This window comes from Draconibacterium mangrovi (assembly GCF_010586825.1).
Lineage (GTDB): Bacteria > Bacteroidota > Bacteroidia > Bacteroidales > Prolixibacteraceae > Draconibacterium > Draconibacterium mangrovi.
In genome coordinates this window covers 135,174-153,608 of record NZ_JAAAGB010000001.1, presented here as the reverse complement: position 1 = coordinate 153,608, position 18,435 = coordinate 135,174, and the positions used below count along the sequence as shown (strand labels likewise).

Sequence of the window (18,435 nt, the reverse complement as noted above, 5' to 3'; positions counted from 1 at the left end):
CGAATAGAACTATTTACCTAATTGGACAACTTTGATGAAACTAAACTATTTCATTCAGATATTGATGATAACTCTTGTGTTAGCTGGAGTTTTTGTTTTTGATTCCTGTCAATCCATATCCGGTTCCGGTAGTCCAAAATTTGCCAACGATAGTATGGTTGCAAATTTTGATTATTTCACCTACAAAGGCAATGATGATTTTTACAATGATAATCCACTTCCCGGTGATGATTATTATTATAACCCGATTCTTCCGGGTTGGTATTCCGATCCAAGCGTTTGTACCAACGGAAAGGATTATTTTCTGGTAACATCTACTTTTAGCTATTTTCCGGGTGTTCCAATTTTTCACAGTACCGACATGCTAAACTGGAAGCAGATTGGTAATGTGCTGAACCGCGCCGAACAATTACCCCTGGAAGGCCAGCGCGTAACGCGCGGAATTTTTGCTCCTGCAATTAGTTATAATCCGCATAACGAAACTTATTACATGATTACCACCAATATGCAAGGCGGTAATTTTTTGGTGAAGACCCAAGACCCGTTCGGCGACTGGTCGGACCCGATTTGGTTACCTGATGTACACGGTATCGATCCGTCGTTGTTTTTTGATGACAACGGCAAAGCGTATATAGTAAACAACGATGAGCCGGATGGAGGTTCAACCTACGAGGGACATCGTGCCATTCGCGGTATTGAGTATGATGTGGAAAACGACAAAACCATTGGCGAAAGTATAATGCTGGTAAATGGTGGTGTTGACCTGTCGGAGAAACCAATATGGATTGAAGGACCACACATGTATAAATTTAATGGCAGCTATTACCTGATGTGCGCCGAAGGAGGAACCTCGGTTAATCACCGCGAGGTAATTTTTAAAAGCGATTCGTCATTTGGAAAATATACTCCATGGGATAAAAATCCGATACTTACACAAAAGCATCTCAATCCGATCCGCGAATTACCAATCACCTGCGCCGGACATGCCGATATTATTCAGAAAGATAACGGACAATGGTGGTCGGTGTTTTTAGCCTGCCGCCCAATCGATAATAAATTCGAAAACCTGGGGCGCGAAACTTTTATGATGCCGGTTCGCTGGAGTCGGGACGGATTTCCATATATGACCAAAAAGGATGAATTGGTGCCGCGAATTATTCGCATGGAAGGTGTAAAAAGAGACTCCTCGGGCACTTTTGGAAACTTCGAAAAGAACGATGATTTTAACTCCACCGAACTGGGAATGGAGTGGCTAACCATTCGTGGAAATGCTGCAGGCTTATACAATCTTAAAGAAAATCCCGGATTTCTTACATTAAAATGTGCAGATGTGGCTGCCAACGAGTTAAAGGTACCGGCTTTTGTAGGGCGACGTTTGCAGCATCACAAATTTGAAAGTACCACTAAAATGTACTTTCAACCTTGTTCCGAAACGGCGTCGGCAGGAATGCTTTTAATGAAAAACGAACAGCATCAGTATTTAATGGTAGTGGAGAAAATTAATGAGCAGAAAGTCGCCAGTGTAAAAATGGTTACTGATACAACAGTTGATGTTATTAACTCAGAAGCCATTGAAGCTGCAGACGAGCCTGTTCAATTGAAAATAACATCGAATGGTACTGATTTTAGTTTCTATTACGCGCTGGACGACGACGAATGGAAACTACTGGCCGATAAAGTTGATGCCTCGTATTTATCAACTGCCAGAGCCGGAGGATTTACCGGGACAACAATTGGAATGTATGCTTCCGGAAAGAATTTTGAATTTAATCAATAAAAATTACGCACTTAATTCAATGTCAAATTTATAAATGAAAAACTTAGATCTTATGAGGAAAAACACTTACGGACATTCTGTCCTTCATTATTTCTATTCGACCACTCATTCTTCACCCTAGTTAAAACACGGTGTAAAACAGAGTGAATAAAATCAACTTCTAATGAAAATTAGAACTCTTTTGTCAATTTAATAGAGAATATAATGAAACACAGAATTAATTTATCATCTCAAAAAGCTTTGTCAGCTTTGATGAAGAACTACTTGATAAAAACACTGGTAGTTATACTTGGGATTTTTATCAATTTATCGTTGTTTGCTCAGGATACCAAAACCATAACAGGTACGGTTATTGATGAGCAAGACAATCCGGTAATTGGTGCTACAGTAATCGTTAAAGGTACGCAAATTGGTGTGCCTACCGATTTGGACGGAAAATTTGAGCTGCAAGTTCCAACCGATAAGGAGATCCTGCTGATCTCGTTTATAGGAATGGAGCAACAGGAAATTAACATTACTAACCAAACTAAACTGGAGGTTGTACTTGCGCCATCGAGCGTACAACTGGAGGAGACCATTGTTGTTGGTTACGGCCAGCAAAAAAAGGAGAGTGTTGTTGGAGCAATTACCCAAACAACAGGTGAAGTGCTGCAACGTACAGCTGGTGTTACCGATATTGGTATGGCATTAACCGGTAACCTGCCGGGGGTAATTACCATTAACAGCTCGGGTATGCCTGGTGAAGAAAATCCGCAAATTATTATTCGTTCGGCAAGTTCGTGGAACAACAGCGACCCGCTGGTTTTGGTTGATGGTGTTGAACGCCCGATGAGCGGAGTAGATATGAACTCAGTTGAGTCGGTTTCGGTACTGAAAGATGCTTCGGCAACAGCGGTTTTTGGTGTGAAAGGTGCAAACGGTGTAATCCTTATTACGACCAAACGTGGTAAAGAAGGATCGGCACGTATTGATGTTTCGGCCAACATGACCATGAAAGTACCATCGAAACTTCCTAACAAACTGGATTCGTACGATGCTTTAATGGCACGTAACTATGCTATTGAGCACGAATTGGGTGTTTCTCCTGATTCGTGGGGATATATGACTCCGCAAAATATTATTGAAAAATACCGCTACCCGGCTGATTTGGCTGAGGCCGAGCGTTATCCGAATGTCGACTGGCAGGATGTATTGTTTAAAGATTATGCCATGTCGTACAATGCAAACTTAAACGTATCGGGAGGTACTAAGTTTGTTAAGTATTTTGCTTCGGCAGACTTTGCAAACGAGGGCGACCTTTTTTATGTTTTCGATAACGGACGTAACTATGAATCGGGTTATGCTTACAACCGTATTAACGTACGAAGCAACCTCGATTTCCAGCTTACAAAATCAACCGTTTTCAGGTTGAACCTGGCCGGATCTAACGGTCAAAAGAAAACACCTTGGGGACAAACCAATTCGGGCGACTGGGCTGTTGCGCAGCAGTGGGCTGGTGCTTATAACATTGCACCTGATGTGTTTTTACCACAATATTCTGATGGATCATGGGGATTTTATCCAAACATCTCCAATGTTTCCAATTCGGCGCAAAACCTTTCGCTTTCAGGAACCATGCTTTCTACAACAACACAAATCAATACCGACTTCATTCTGGAGCAGGAGTTGGATTTTATTACAAAAGGTTTGAAGTTCCGTGGTTCTGTTTCGTGGGATAATACTTTTCTGGAGAATAACAGAGGTATTAACGACCTTTTTAACGACGCTCAGCAAAAATGGATCGATCCTGCAACCGGCGTCGCTACTTATAAAAAGGAGTATGAGAATAACAATAAATTCGATTTCCAACAGGGTGTGCTGTGGAATACTTCTGCCGGTTCGGTTCAAAACTATGCAACACAACGTAACCTGGAATACCAGTTGCGTTTAAACTGGGATCGCCAGTTTGGTAACCATAGTATTACGACAATGGGAATGTTTAGCCGTAAAGAACGTGCACAAGGAAATATGATCCCTTCTTTCCGCGAAGACTGGGCATTCCGTACCACCTATGATTACAAATCGCGCTATTTCTTAGAGTATAATGGTGCATATAACGGCTCGGAAAAATTTGGAATAGACTATCGCTTTGCCTTCTTTAGTTCAGGGGCGATTGGCTGGATGATCTCTGAAGAATCATTTATGGAAAGTCTTGAATTCCTTGATATGTTAAAACTAAGAGCTTCGTATGGTGAAATTGGTGATGACAGCGGTGATCGCTATCTGTACCTTACCCAATGGGCTTATGGCGGAAACTCATCACTTGATTTGAACCAGGGAAGTAGCCCTTACGATTGGTACCGGGAAGCTGCGGTTGGAAACCCTGATGTACGCTGGGAGACTGTTAAAAAGTTTAACGCCGGTATGGACTATGCTTTCTTTGACGGGTTACTGGCCGGTAGTGTTGAATATTTCCGGGATAACCGTGTTGATATCCTTATTAATGGAGGAGACCGTGCAGTACCTTCTTACTTCGGACCTACACCTCCTACAGCTAACCTTGGAGAGGTAGAAACCAACGGGTACGAAATACAAGTGCGTGTAAATAAAGTACTAAATAACGGCGTTCGTTTGTGGGGAGATATGAGTATGACGCATGCAGTAAATGAGATTCTGGAAAGAGATGACCCTGCGTTGTTCGAAGATTACCGTAAACAAGCGGGCTATAGCCTTGGACAAACAAGGGCTCATGTTGATGCAGGTTATTTAAATACCTACGATGCATTATATGGCAGCCCGATGCATGATACCAACGATCCGTATAAAGTTCCGGGCGATTATTATATCCTCGATTTTAATGCCGATGGTATTATCGATAGTAAAGACCGTATTCCATATGGATACGCAGGCGCTCCTCAAAATACCTACAACGCCACAGTTGGTGTTGAATGGAAAGGTTTTAGTGCATTTGTTCAGTTTTACGGCGTAAACAATGTAACCCGTAACGTACCATTAACCAGTTTTGGAAGCAAGCTGAATACCGTTTATGATTTCGGAACGTGGTGGTCGCAAGAAACACCAGACGCCGATGTAACTGTTCCGCGTTGGTTATCGGAACCTAGCTATAACTCGGGCACTCAGTACTTATTTGATGGTTCGTATGTTCGATTGAAAAATGCTGAATTAGCCTATACCGTTAACGGTGGTTGGATAAACACGATTGGTTTCCGTACCCTGAAGATATTTGTTAATGGTAACAACTTGTGGGTATGGTCGAAAATGCCTGATGACCGCGAATCGAACTTCGCCGGATCGGGAGGACAGGGAGCTTACCCAACTATGAAACGATATAATTTAGGAATAAGATTTACACTATAATTATGAGTACAATGAAAAATATACATAAGACGCTTTTGAAGAGTGGTGTACTGTTCATCATGTTATTGGGGCTCTTTTCCTGCGAAGAATACCTGGATAAAGCACCCGAATCGATCGTATCGGAGGAGGTAGCGTTTAGTAATTTTACCAATTTCCAGGGTTATATTGAAGAGATCTACAACTGTATCCCTGATAAAGAAAAGAAATACTGGACTACCTCGTGGAACTGGGGTGACGATGAGCTGTTTAACCTTGAAGGTAGCTGGCACATGACTAACCAGGTTGATATTGGTAACTTTTGGGCATGGCAAAACAATCCCGGAACATGGTTGGACGACGATAATGCAAATCCAACTTCTACCAACAAATTTGATCATGGTTTATGGGCACATGCATGGTATTGTATCCGCAAAGCCAATATGGGCCTCGAGAATCTGGACTTACTTACAGTGGCAACACAGGAGGAAAAAGATTTTATTGAAGGGCAGCTTTACTTTTTCAGAGCATGGTGGCATTTAGAAATGATGCAATATTTTGGTGGCCTTCCATATATTGATCAGGTATTACCTTCAGGTGAAAAACTTACCTTACCACGTTTAAGTTACCAGGAATGTGCAGATAAAGCCGGAGCCGATTTAAGAAAAGCCGCTAACTTACTGCCAATCGACTGGGACGAAACAATTGTAGGAAAAAACACACTGGGTAAAAACCAGTTACGTGCCAATAAAATTATGGCTTTGGGTTACTTGGGTAAGAACTACCTGTGGGCTGCAAGTCCGTTAATGAAAAACGGTGCCGAAACCGGTGGTGCCAATACCTATAACTACGACGAGGATTATGCACGCAAAGCTGCCGAAGCTTTTGGTGAGTTGTTGAGCCTGGTTGAAGGTGGACAAACTCAATATTCGCTGGTAGATTTCGATTATGATGATATCTATAATCACAAAAAATCGAGCGGTGTTGATACGAAGTATAGTGATATGTTCTATACTACCGGACAAAACTGGTTAATGCCGGGTTCTACCGAGGCTATTTTCCGTGGACCTTCCACAGATTTTAACGGTAGTAACTGGAACACCACAAAAACTTTCGGACCAAAAGTTAAAGGTTTGGTGGAACACGATAACATCATTCACCATCCTACAGCCAATTACGTTAAGAATTATGGTATGGCCAACGGTTTACCGTTGGATGATCCGGAATCAGGTTTTGATCCTGAATATCCTTTTAAAGACCGTGACCCACGTTTCTACCACGATATTGTTTTCGATGGATTTAAATATGTGAACGCCACAATGCCTGCTGACATGGAATACCTGCGTTACACAGGTTTGGCATCAAACGGAACCATGAGAAATCCTGCTGATGGTAGCCGAACAGGTTATCTGATTCAGAAACTGGTACCACATACTGCAAATAAATACGACGGAGCTTATAACTGGAGTTATAACCTGCATACCTATCTGCCATACATGCGCTTAGGCGATATTTACACCATGTATGCCGAAGCATGTGCTGCTTTTGGTGGTGCTTCAGGTTCTGCTTCAAATTTCTCGAAAACTGCAGAAGATGCGATTAATACACTTCGCGACCGTTGCGGAGCCGGACATGTCGCTGCTTCATATACAGCAAGTCGCGAAAAATTCATCGACGAGGTGAGAAGAGAACGTGCTGTAGAGCTTTCATTCGAAGGCTTCCGCTTTAACGACTTACAACGTTGGTTGTTGCTTACCGAGTATCCTTACAATGTAAAAACTTCTCAAGAGTTTGACCGGGTAGAAGACCTTGAATTCTATGAGAACAATGATCCAAAAGATGCAAGGGTAGCCAACTTTAGAGAAGAAGTCATTTTAACACGTCAGTTTGGAGTTAAACACTACTGGTTCCCGCTTAAAATTGAGGATGTATCTATGTATCCGGAGTTTGGGCAGAATCCGGGCTGGTAGCCAGATTGAGTTAAAGTATTATGTAATTATAATCGAATAAGCAATGAAACATATACAAAAGAGATTCATTTTATTTGCCCTGTTTGCAGTAGTTCCGTTTTTGATGAACGCGCAAACTCCGGCAGGAAATGAAACGGATACGATCATTATAACTGATGACCCATTAGTGCAGGTACCTTTTCGTAAGGTAGCTCAAAGCGACATTTTGGGTGGTGTTTCGGTGGTCGATCTGGAAGAATTAACCAAAAAGAACTATAATACCTATAGTTTAGACAATATGCAGGGTTACATTGGTGGTTTCACCGGTAACGCTCTGTGGGGCATGGGCGATTACCTGGTGCTGGTTGACGGAATACCGCGTGCCGCCAATAATGTGCTGCCAACTGAGATTGAGCAGATCACTTTCCTGAAGTCGGCTGCTGCAGTTGTACTTTATGGTAGCCGCGCTGCAAAAGGTGCCATTTTAATTTCTACAAAACGTGGTAAGGACACACCTCTTGAAATTAATGTGCGTGCAAACACCGGATTCCATGTATCAAAAAGCAATCCTTCTTATTTAGGATCGGCACAATACATGACACTATTTAACGAAGCACGTGTAAACGATGGTCAGTCGCCTTTGTACAGTGATGAAGAAATTTACCATTATGCATCGGGGAGTAATCCATACCGGTACCCGAACGTGGATTTCTATTCTTCAGATTATTTAAAGTCGTACTACAACCGTACCGATGTTTCTACTGAAATTTTGGGAGGTAACGAACGTGCCAAATTTTATACCAATATTGGGTACTACCGTCAGGGTGATGTTCTTGACTTTGGAGAGGCTGCTGATAATTTTACCGATCGTCTGAATATTCGCGGTAATATTGATTTGAAACTGAATGATTTTATTAGTGCATACATCAATACAAATGCAACCTTCTACAATTCAAGAAGTGCAAATGCCACAGATCGTGATGCAAATGATAATATTACCGACAACTACTGGACGTACGCATCAATTATGAGACCAAACAGGGTGTCGCCATTAATTCCACTTAGTTTTATCGATCCAAACGATCAACAATCGTGGAATTTGGTAAACGGAAGTGAAAACATTATTGGTGGTCAGTATTTCCTGGGCGGTACCCAGGTGGATCAAACCAATGTATTTGCTGATTATTATGCATCTGGTTACAGCAAATGGACAAGCCGACAATTTCAGTTTGATACCGGTTTGGATTTCGATCTTAAAGGAATTACAGAAGGATTAAAATTCCATACACAGTTTGCTGTTGATTATGCTACTTCGTACAGCACATCATATAATAACTCTTATGCTGTGTATGCACCAAGCTGGTACGATTATAACGGTACCGATGTTATTGCCGGCATAACGAAGTATAATAATGATGAAAAATCAGGTCAGCAAAACGTTGGAGGAAGTACCAGCAACCAAACGATTGCATTCTCAGGGTATTTTACTTACGACAAAACAATAAATGCAGCCCACAACCTGAATGCGATGTTAATTGCCTCGGGTTATCAAATTACAAACTCTGGTCAATATCACCGCACAAGCAGTGCAAATGCCGGTTTGCAGTTGGGTTACAATTACAAGAAAAAGTACTATGCTGATTTTAGTGCGTCGTTAATCCACTCGGCAAAACTGCCGGAAGGAAACCGCCAGGCTCTGTCTCCAACTGTAAGTTTAGGATGGAAAATAAGTGAAGAGGATTTTATGGCCAATTCATCTGTATTTGATGAGCTGAGCCTGAACGTGTCGGGAAGTATTGTGAACTCAGACCTCGATATTGAGAATTTTTATATGTACGAAGCCACCTACACGCAGGCCAACGGTGCATGGTGGGGATGGTATGATGGAGCATCGGAACGCTCAACCAACTCGAAACGAGGAGGAAATGATGAACTGGATTTTGTAAAACGCAAAGAAGTATCGGCTACTTTGATGGCTTCGCTTTGGGAAAAACTTTTAACGGTTAACACTTCGTTCTTTATCAACTCTACTGAAGGATTGTTGATCACGCCGTCAACTATTTTCCCTAATTACTTCTTCACCTGGTGGCCCGAAGCATCATTTATTCCTAACGTGAACTTCAACAACGATAAACGTGTTGGATTCGACTTTAATGTGAATGTAAACAAGCAGGTTGGCGAAGTAGATCTTTCATTGGGTGTTTCGGGTATTTATTATACTACCGAAGCTACACAACGCGACGAAAATTACGAATACGATTATCAGTACCGCGAAGGTTTAGCAATTGATGGAATTTGGGGATTGGAAAGCGCCGGTTTATTCCAGAGTGCTGAAGAAGTTGCCAGCTCTCCTGAACAGAAATTTGGTGGAACGGTTAAACCCGGCGACATCAAATATGTGGATCAAAACGCCGACAACATAATCGACGATAAAGATCAGGTATACCTTGGCCGTGCCGGATGGAGTGGAGCACCACTTACTTTGGGTGTAAACTTTACAGCCAAATACAAAGGCTTCACATTCTTTGCTTTGGGTACCGGAAATTATGGCGCTTATGCTATGAAAAATGACGCATACCACTGGGTTTACGGAGATAGAAAATACTCGGAAGTAGTGCTCGACCGTTGGACGGAAGAAACAAAAGCTACAGCTACTTATCCGCGACTGACAACAGAAAGTGGAAGTAACAATTTCCGCAATTCTGATTTCTGGATGTACAAAACCGACCGTTTTAACCTGGCGAAAGTACAGATCACTTATGATTTGCCACAAAGCGTGATTCAAAACAGTTTGTTCGAAAACATCTCAATGTACGTAAGTGGAGCTAACCTGTTAACTATTTCAAAGGAAAAAGATATCCTGGAACTTGAATTTGACAGTGCTCCGCAAACGCGATTCTTTAACATTGGTTTAAAGGCCACATTCTAATAAGTAACACTAAAGAATTTTAACGATGAAGAATATAATAAAATTAGTGGTTCTTGTACTTTTGTTCACCGCTTGCGACGACATGTTCGAGCCGGCGTTGGAGAACAACAGGGGACTTGAGGCGATGTACAACGAGCCTACATATGCACAAGGTATTTTGGCCAACGCATACATATTATTGCCTTATTCGTCGGCTCCGCAAAGCGATGTGGCAACAGATGATGCAGTAACCAACGATAACGGAAACGATTACCTGGCAATGGCTACCGGATCGTGGACAGCCAGTACTAATCCAATGTCGCAATGGCAAGGCAGAAGAAATGCTATTCAGTATATTAACTTGTTTCTAGCCAACACCGATGAGGTGGTTTGGAGTAAAGAAGAAGTGATTAACACCATGTATAACGACCGTTTGAAAGGTGAAGCTTATGCGCTGAGAGCCGTTCAAATGTTTGCACTATTGAAGGCACACGGAGGTTGGACTGCAGGAGGGGAACTATTGGGTGTACCAATTGTTACCGAGCCGGAAACTGCTGAATCAGACTTTAATCTGCCACGTAATACATTCCAGGAATGTATCGATCAGATTATTGCTGATGCGAATACTGCAATGGATCTTTTACCATTGGATTTTGGCGATATTTCTGATGGCGAAATTCCATCAAAATACCAATCGATAGGAGTTACAAACGCCGGCGATTACAACCGTGTAAACGGTAACCATATGCGTGGCCGTATTACCGGACGTATTGTTGAAGCCGTTCGTGCACAGGCTGCTTTACTGGCCGCAAGTCCGGCTTACAATACCGGAACAACGGTATCGTGGGAAGATGCCGCAAACTTTGCTGCCGATGTATTGGATCGTATTGGCGGAGCTAACGGTTTATCTGCTGACGGACACACCTGGTATGCCAATATTGACGAAATTGAAGGTTTAGCTTCAGGAGCAACGCCTGAGGAAATTATTTGGAGAGGCGATATCGGTCAGAATAACGACCTGGAAACCGATAACTTTCCTCCGTCGTTATATGGCAGCGGACGTGTGAATCCCACACAGAATCTGGTTGATGCATTTCCAACTGTTGATGGTTATCCGATTACTGATCCATCAAGTAACTACGATCCTCAAAATCCTTATGCAAATCGCGACCCACGATTAAACGATTATATTGTGGTAAACGAGAGCACACAAGGACCAAACAGCGATGTAATTGTTACCGGTACTTACGGCGATAACAACGATGGAATTAACAAGGAAAACGGATTATCGACCCGTACCGGATACTACTTGCGCAAACTGTTGCGTTACGACTGTAACCCAAATCCTGAGTTCGATACCAATCAAAAGCATTATGCTGCGCGTATTCGTTATACCGAAATATTCCTGGCTTACGCCGAGGCGGCAAACGAAGCCTGGGGACCAACAGGAAATGGCGGAAACTCGTATTCTGCTTACGATGTTATTAAAGCCATCCGCGAAAGAGCAGGTATTGGACTTGAAAATGGTGATGCTTACCTCGAATCTGTTAAAGGCGATCAGGATGCAATGCGCCAGTTGATCAGAAACGAACGTCGTATAGAGCTTTGTTTTGAGAATCACCGCTTCTGGGATTTACGTCGCTGGAACGTGGCAAACTTAAACGAGACTGCTCGTGGTATACAAATCGATGAACCAAACGGTACATATACGTACTCTCCAATTGATGTGGAGTCGAGAAATTATGCCGATTACATGTATTACGGACCAGTTCCTTACGGTGAATTACAGAAATGGAGTAACCTGGAACAAAATGCAGGTTGGTAATTTTCTGAATATTAATTGAAAATATTGAAAGAGATGAAACAGATTAAATTTTTAATGATAGTGTCAGCCGGAATATTTGCAATGCTTTTCACGTCTTGCGAGAATCAGGATGTAGAGTTTCCGGATTTTGACTACAGCACCGTATATTTTGCCTATCAATATCCGGTAAGGACAATTGTGCTTGGCGAAGATATTATCGATAATACGCTGGATAACGAACATAAATGCGAAATATACGCTACCATGGGTGGTGTATATGCTAACGATCAAACCATTGGTATCGATGTAACTGTCGACAATAGCTTGGTCAGCAATCTGTATTTCGATACTGAGTTTACGATGCCGGTTCAGGCTATGCCAACCAACTACTATTCGTTGGCGGCCGATAAGATCTATTTGGATAAAACAATGCTGGATGGTGTTGAGGTACAACTTTCGGATGCATTTTTTGCCGATCCGAATGCACTGAGCAACACCTACGTAATTCCTTTACGGATGACTAATGTAGTAAATGCTGACTCCATCCTTTCAGGAGTTCCAAAGTTTGACGGAGCTGTGAGAGGAAATGGTACCAGCTGGGATGTTTTACCCAAAGATTATGTACTTTACTGTGTAAAATTCATCAATCCATGGCATGGTAACTACTTGCGTCGTGGTGAAGATGTAATTACCGATGCCGGAGCAACCAGTACCGTTACGCGCGAGGCCGAATATGTTGAGGATGACGAGTTGGTTGCATTAACTACTGCCTCGTTAAACACCGTTGAATTCCCGGTTCCGCTTGTTAATGAAAACGGTGAAAACGTAACATGTACTTTGCTACTTACGTTCGACGACCAGAATGCATGCACTATTTCTTCAGTAACTGAAGGATTTACGGCATCGGGAAGTGGTTCTTTTGTTATCGATGGTGAGAAAAACAGCTGGGGAAACAAAGATCGTAATGCGCTTTACCTGGACTATACCATTGATATGGGAAGCAAAAGTTATGCAACAAGTGATATTCTGGTTGTTCGCGACCGGGGTGTTGCACTGGAAACATTTTCGCCATCATATAATGTAAACTAATCGCTTAAATCAAGATGAAGATGAAATACATAAATAAACTTTTGCTGGGTGCCGTTTCTGTGCTTTTTATGGCATCCTGCGTTGATGATAGTTTACTCGATTATAGAGTCGATAAACCGGAAAGTCTTACCCAACAGGAGTATTTGAATGAATACGACGTGTTGAAATCATATGTTGACAGAAGCGCCAGCCCTGATTTTAAATTGGGGGCAGGAGTTTCGCTAAACGCTTATAACGAAAGAGGGTTGGTTTATAGTCATATCAGTTCAAATTTCGATGAAGTTACAGCGGGATATGCAATGAAACACGGTGCAATTGTGCAGAACAATGGAACAATGAACTTTTCAGGAGTAGAAAAATTTGTTGCTGCTGCTGAAGAAGCAGGCCTTACCATATATGGACATACACTTGCATGGCATGCCAACCAAAATGCGGAATACCTGAACGGAATTATTGCACCAATAATAATACCCGGAACAGGTGGTCCTTCCTGGGAAGTTTTAACCGAAATTGATTTCGAGGATGATGACGCGTCCAGCTACTCGTTGGCCGGAGCTAGCTCAACTTTCTCTGATCATGATGGGGGACGAGCACTTTCAATTGTAAACCCGTCAAAGACAGAGAACGACTGGAATGTGCAATTGTTTGTAACTTTTCCTCAGGAAACTGTCGAAGGTCAGCAATATAGGCTTACTATGGATGTGAAAGCAGCCAACGATGGTGTAAGTTATCCGACTCAGGCACATCGGTCACCTGGCGCTTACAAACACTGGAATTTCTTCGGAACTATCAGTCCTACTTCTGAGTGGAGCCAGATCTCAGTAGAAACGATGATCGATGCCAGTACTTCAGAGTGTACAACTATTGCATTTAACCTTGGTCATAATGTTACTACGTACGAATTTGATAATATTAAGGTGGAATGGCTTAACCCTGAAGGTGGCGGCCCAACATGGGATGTAGTATCTGAAAACAACTTCGAATCTGACAATGCCTCTAATTACCAGGGGAATTCAAATGCTATAATGAGTTTTACTGCTGATGGAGCAGGCGTTGACGGTAATGGCAGAGCACTAAAGATTGTGAACGAATCGGTTCGTACGAACGATTGGGACTGTCAGTTCTTTTTCACTTTCCCTGAAGCTACTGAAGTAGGTCAAAAATACATCCTTGAAATGGATGTAAAAGCTGATGCTAACGCTTCGGTTCCTACTCAGGCGCATACAGTGCCTTATGCTTATAAGCACTGGGATTTCTTCGGGCAGGTTGCTTTTACCAACGAATGGACTCATTTTGTTAAGGAAACTGTGATTGCCGATAATACGTCAGGGTGTACAACAATTGCTTTCAATTTAGGAGCCACAGCAACTACGTATTACTTTGATAACATTGTAGTGAAATGGTTCAATGAAGATGGTGGTGGTGCTACGATAATCGAAATGACACCTGAAGAAAAGAAAGACACCATTACTGCTGAACTCGATCGCTGGATTGCCGGAATGCTGGAAGTGACCAAAGGATACGTAAAAGCGTGGGATGTGGTGAATGAACCAATGGATGATGGTAATCCAGCAGAGTTAAAAACCGGTATAGGCAATGATAACTTGCCAGCCGATCATTTCTACTGGCAAGATTACCTTGGAAAAGACTACGCAGTTGAAGCTTTCAATATGGCAGTACAATACGGTAGCTCTGAAGATAAATTATTCATTAACGATTATAACCTGGAATACAATATTGATAAATGTAAAGGTTTGATTGCTTACGTTGAATATATCGAAAGCAAAGGTGCTCGTGTTGACGGAATTGGAACACAGATGCACATTAACACTAACTCTGATAAAGATAAGATTGTGGAAATGTTTAACCTGTTGGCTGCCACCGGAAAACTGATAAAAATATCAGAACTTGATATGGGTATTGCCGATGGAGTAACAACGGCAAATGCAACGGAGGAAGACCTGCAAGCTCAGGCTGAAATGTATCAGTTTGTTGTTGAGAAGTACCTGGAATTGATCCCGGCAAGTCAACAATATGGTATTACTGCCTGGAGCCCGCTTGATAGTCCGAAAGAGTCATCTTGGAGAGCCGACCAACCAATTGGTCTTTGGAATCTGAGTTATTACAGAAAACCGGCTTATGCCGGATTTGCAGATGGCTTATCTGGTGAATAGTATCACATAGGTTTAGTTTAGGTGAAGGGACTGTCTGCTGAAGACAGTCTCTTTTTCCTTTTTTACACTCTACAGACCTGATGCAAATGGAAGAGTTTTGATATTGAACAATACGACTAAAACCACTTGCTACTGAACCTTAATTAAAGTAAAAACGAGTTCAAGAAACCGGAAAAGAAATAGAACCCATAACCCGACTAATATTTGTATTGTGTTGCTGTTTTACATTTCTTTCGTGCAGCCGACAACAACCAATCCTCAAACTATGCAGTGTATAAAACAGAGGAAAGATTTTGAAAAAACCTCTCGCCCCGATTCTATCACGGCCAATTTTAGAAACGAAACACTTGCGGTAAATATCACACTGCAAACGGAGACACATTAACAATAAAATCAGGTATTATTTTCCCTGATGAAAGGTCTGTTGATACTTTATTCATTTTTCCTGAAGCTCAAGCAGGCGTTACCTTCATCCGAACAAAACCGGATAAATCATGATGGGCGAAACTGTTAAGTACTCCTGGTTTGATTAAGATTTATTACTGTAATGTTTTGAACCAGGAAAAGGGCGTCTATCGAAATGCTGGATTGATTGGAAATAATCAAATATTTAGATTGAAGCGTCTAAGAAGCTTTTTTATGCTCATAAACGATGAAATATGTGTAAAAGTAGAAATCAAATATTCAAAAACTAAAATCCAAAAAAGAACATCGTCTTATTTTTGAAGAAAAAGTACACTATTTACATACCTGAAAAAGAGAAGTAATAAAATTATGACCATTCACAATATTGATTAATCAAAACAGATAGATGACGAATCAATACGAATACTGAAATAAACCAATAAAATGAATAAAAAATTATTTGAGCTATTTAGTGGTGCAACTGTTTGTTTGGTCTTTGTGCAGTTTGCACTTTTTACACCGTTGTATACAATAGCTCAGAACAGAATGGATTATATCACGTCTACAGAAGAAGAAGGATCTTTTGGGCTATTTGAAAATGGTCAACCGGCTTCAGTTGTACTTGGACAGAATGACTTTTCGGGCGTAAAAACGGTAGCAGAATGGTTTGTAAACGACATAAATTTGGTAACCGGTCATACTCCTGCAATTATAGCTGCAAATGCTTCCTTGCCTGAAGAAATAATTTTGGTTGGAACATTGGGAAAAAACGAATTAATCGACCAATTAATTCGCTCCGGGAAAATTGACGCGTCTGATATTGAAGGTCAGTGGGAGTGTAGTTTAACCCAAGTGGTTGAAAATCCTTTTCCGGGGGTGAAAAAAGCTTTGGTTTTAGCAGGAACCGATAAACGCGGAACTATTTATGCCATGCTCAACCTGTCGCGCGACATGGGTGTTTCTCCCTGGTATTGGTGGGCTGATGTTCCGGTTGAAAAGCAGGAAGCCCTGTACGTAAAAACCGGTCGCCGGGTAACGGAATCACCAAAAGTAAAATACCGTGGTATTTTCTTAAACGATGAAGAGCCGGCACTTGGGAACTGGGCACGTGAAAAATTCGGAGGTATCAACCACAAATTTTATGCTCATGTTTTTGAGCTTGTTCTGCGTTTGCGTGGAAATTTTATGTGGCCTGCAATGTGGGGAAAAGCATTTTACGACGACGACCCCGAGAATGGTGTTTTGGCCGACAAGTTGGGTATTGTTATGGGAACATCGCATCACGAACCCTTAGGCCGGGCACAGGCCGAATGGCATAAATACGGAACCGGAGCGTGGGACTACACAAAGAATGAGAAAGTGTTGACGGATTTCTGGACCAAAGGAATGGAGCGAAATAAAGACTATGAAACGCTTGTAACCGTTGGCATGCGTGGCGATGGCGACGAAGCTATGAGTGAAGGAACAAACATCGCTTTATTGGAACGTATCGTAAAAGATCAACGCAAAATCATCAGCGATATTACGGGTAAAAAGCCGGAAGAAACACCACAGGTTTGGGCCTTGTACAAAGAGGTGCAGGATTATTACGACAAAGGCATGCGTGTGCCCGACGATGTTACGCTTTTGTTGTGTGACGACAACTGGGGCGATGTGCGCAAATTACCCGACGTAAATGCACCAAAACACAAAGGTGGTTTCGGAATGTATTATCATTTCGATTATGTAGGTGGCCCCCGAAATTATAAGTGGATAAATGTTACGCAAATACAGCGGGTTTGGGAGCAAATGAACCTGACGTACAGCCACGGAGTGGATCGCATTTGGGTGGTTAACGTAGGCGACCTGAAACCGATGGAATATCCCATCAGCTTTTTCCTTGATATGGCCTGGGATCCTACAGCGTTTAATGCAAGTAACCTGTATCAATACATTGTTGATTGGTGTGCCGAGCAGTTTGGCGAGAATTATGCCGCCGAGGCAGCGCGTATTTTGAATCTGTATACAAAATATAATCATAGAGTAACGCCCGAATTGCTGAATGCAAAAACCTACAGTCTTGAAAATTACAATGAATTTGAACGGGTTCGAAACGACTATCGCGATCTGACATATGATGCACTTCGCCTTTACAACCTGATTCCGAATGCTTACAAAGATGCTTTCGATCAACTGGTTTTGTTTCCAACGAATGCCACAGCAAATTTGTACGAAATGTATTATGCTGTGGCTAAAAACAAACAGCTGATCGCTAACAATGAAATTGAAGCCAATTATTGGGCCGATGTTGTCGAAGACTGTTTTAAAAGAGATTCAGCGCTAACTGTTCATTACAATCAGCAAATTGCCGGAGGAAAATGGAACCATATGATGGATCAGGTTCGTATCGGATACACTTACTGGCAGGAACCCCGACAAGCAAAAATGCCAGCTGTTGAACGCCTGGTATTACCCGAAGTGTTGAATGAAGAACTGGCATTTAAAGAGGCGGATGGTTATGTCTCTATTGAAGCCGAAAACTATCAGAAAGCAAAGGGAACCGAAACAATTAAATGGGAAGTTATTCCCGATCTCGGGAAAACAGTTTCAGCAGTAACTACCTTCCCGCAAAATGCTTATCTGGGGCAAAATGAAGAGGTGTATCTGGAATATGCTGTTGATTTTACATCAACCGGAGATTTTGCTGTTCAAGTACTTGTATCTCCAACACTAAATTTTAATGCCAATAAAGGATTGCGTTACGCTGTTTCGTTCGATGAAGGACCGGAACAAGTGGTGAATATTAATGGATCGTACCGGGGCGAATTGGGCCCATGGCAAGCCAATCGTATCATTAAAACTACTACAAGTCATAAAATAGAAAAAACAGGCCTGCACCGTTTGCGTTTTCGTGTGCTGGAGCCAGGAATTGTTTTGCAGAAAATTCTGATAGACACTGGAGGCTTGAAGCCAAGCTTTTTGGGAGCACCTGAAAGTAAACAAGTAAAATTTTAAGG

8 protein-coding genes are annotated in these 18,435 nt (G+C 42.0%); all 8 read left to right on the top strand.

The annotated features are described in order from the left end of the window. Nucleotides 1-154: 154 nt before the first annotated feature. Entirely contained in the window at nt 155-1,777 is a 1,623-nt protein-coding gene (locus G4420_RS00695) for a glycoside hydrolase family 43 protein (protein ID WP_246241504.1), read from the top strand. Nucleotides 1,778-1,981: 204 nt separating this feature from the next. Continuing rightward, nucleotides 1,982-5,134, top strand: a complete 3,153-nt coding sequence (locus G4420_RS00690) for a SusC/RagA family TonB-linked outer membrane protein (protein WP_204273555.1) — start codon at nt 1,982-1,984, stop codon at nt 5,132-5,134. Between the two features lie 11 nt (nt 5,135-5,145). Then, nucleotides 5,146-7,080 (top strand): RagB/SusD family nutrient uptake outer membrane protein, encoded by a 1,935-nt coding sequence (locus G4420_RS00685; protein ID WP_163321708.1) that lies wholly within the window; start codon nt 5,146-5,148, stop codon nt 7,078-7,080. A 43-nt stretch (nt 7,081-7,123) separates the two neighbouring features. Beyond that, nucleotides 7,124-9,988, top strand: coding sequence for a SusC/RagA family TonB-linked outer membrane protein (locus tag G4420_RS00680; protein ID WP_163321707.1), 2,865 nt, complete (start codon nt 7,124-7,126; stop codon nt 9,986-9,988). A gap of 25 nt (nt 9,989-10,013) precedes the next feature. Beyond that, nucleotides 10,014-11,792 (top strand): RagB/SusD family nutrient uptake outer membrane protein, encoded by a 1,779-nt coding sequence (locus G4420_RS00675; protein ID WP_204273554.1) that lies wholly within the window; start codon nt 10,014-10,016, stop codon nt 11,790-11,792. A gap of 33 nt (nt 11,793-11,825) precedes the next feature. After that, nucleotides 11,826-12,860 (top strand): DUF5627 domain-containing protein, encoded by a 1,035-nt coding sequence (locus G4420_RS00670; protein ID WP_163321706.1) that lies wholly within the window; start codon nt 11,826-11,828, stop codon nt 12,858-12,860. A 20-nt stretch (nt 12,861-12,880) separates the two neighbouring features. Further along, on the top strand, nt 12,881-15,034 hold the full coding sequence (locus G4420_RS00665) for an endo-1,4-beta-xylanase (RefSeq protein WP_163321705.1): 2,154 nt from the start codon (nt 12,881-12,883) through the stop codon (nt 15,032-15,034). Between the two features lie 849 nt (nt 15,035-15,883). After that, entirely contained in the window at nt 15,884-18,433 is a 2,550-nt protein-coding gene (locus tag G4420_RS00660; RefSeq protein ID WP_246241503.1) for a glycosyl hydrolase 115 family protein, read from the top strand. The last annotated feature ends 2 nt before the right edge of the window (nt 18,434-18,435 follow it).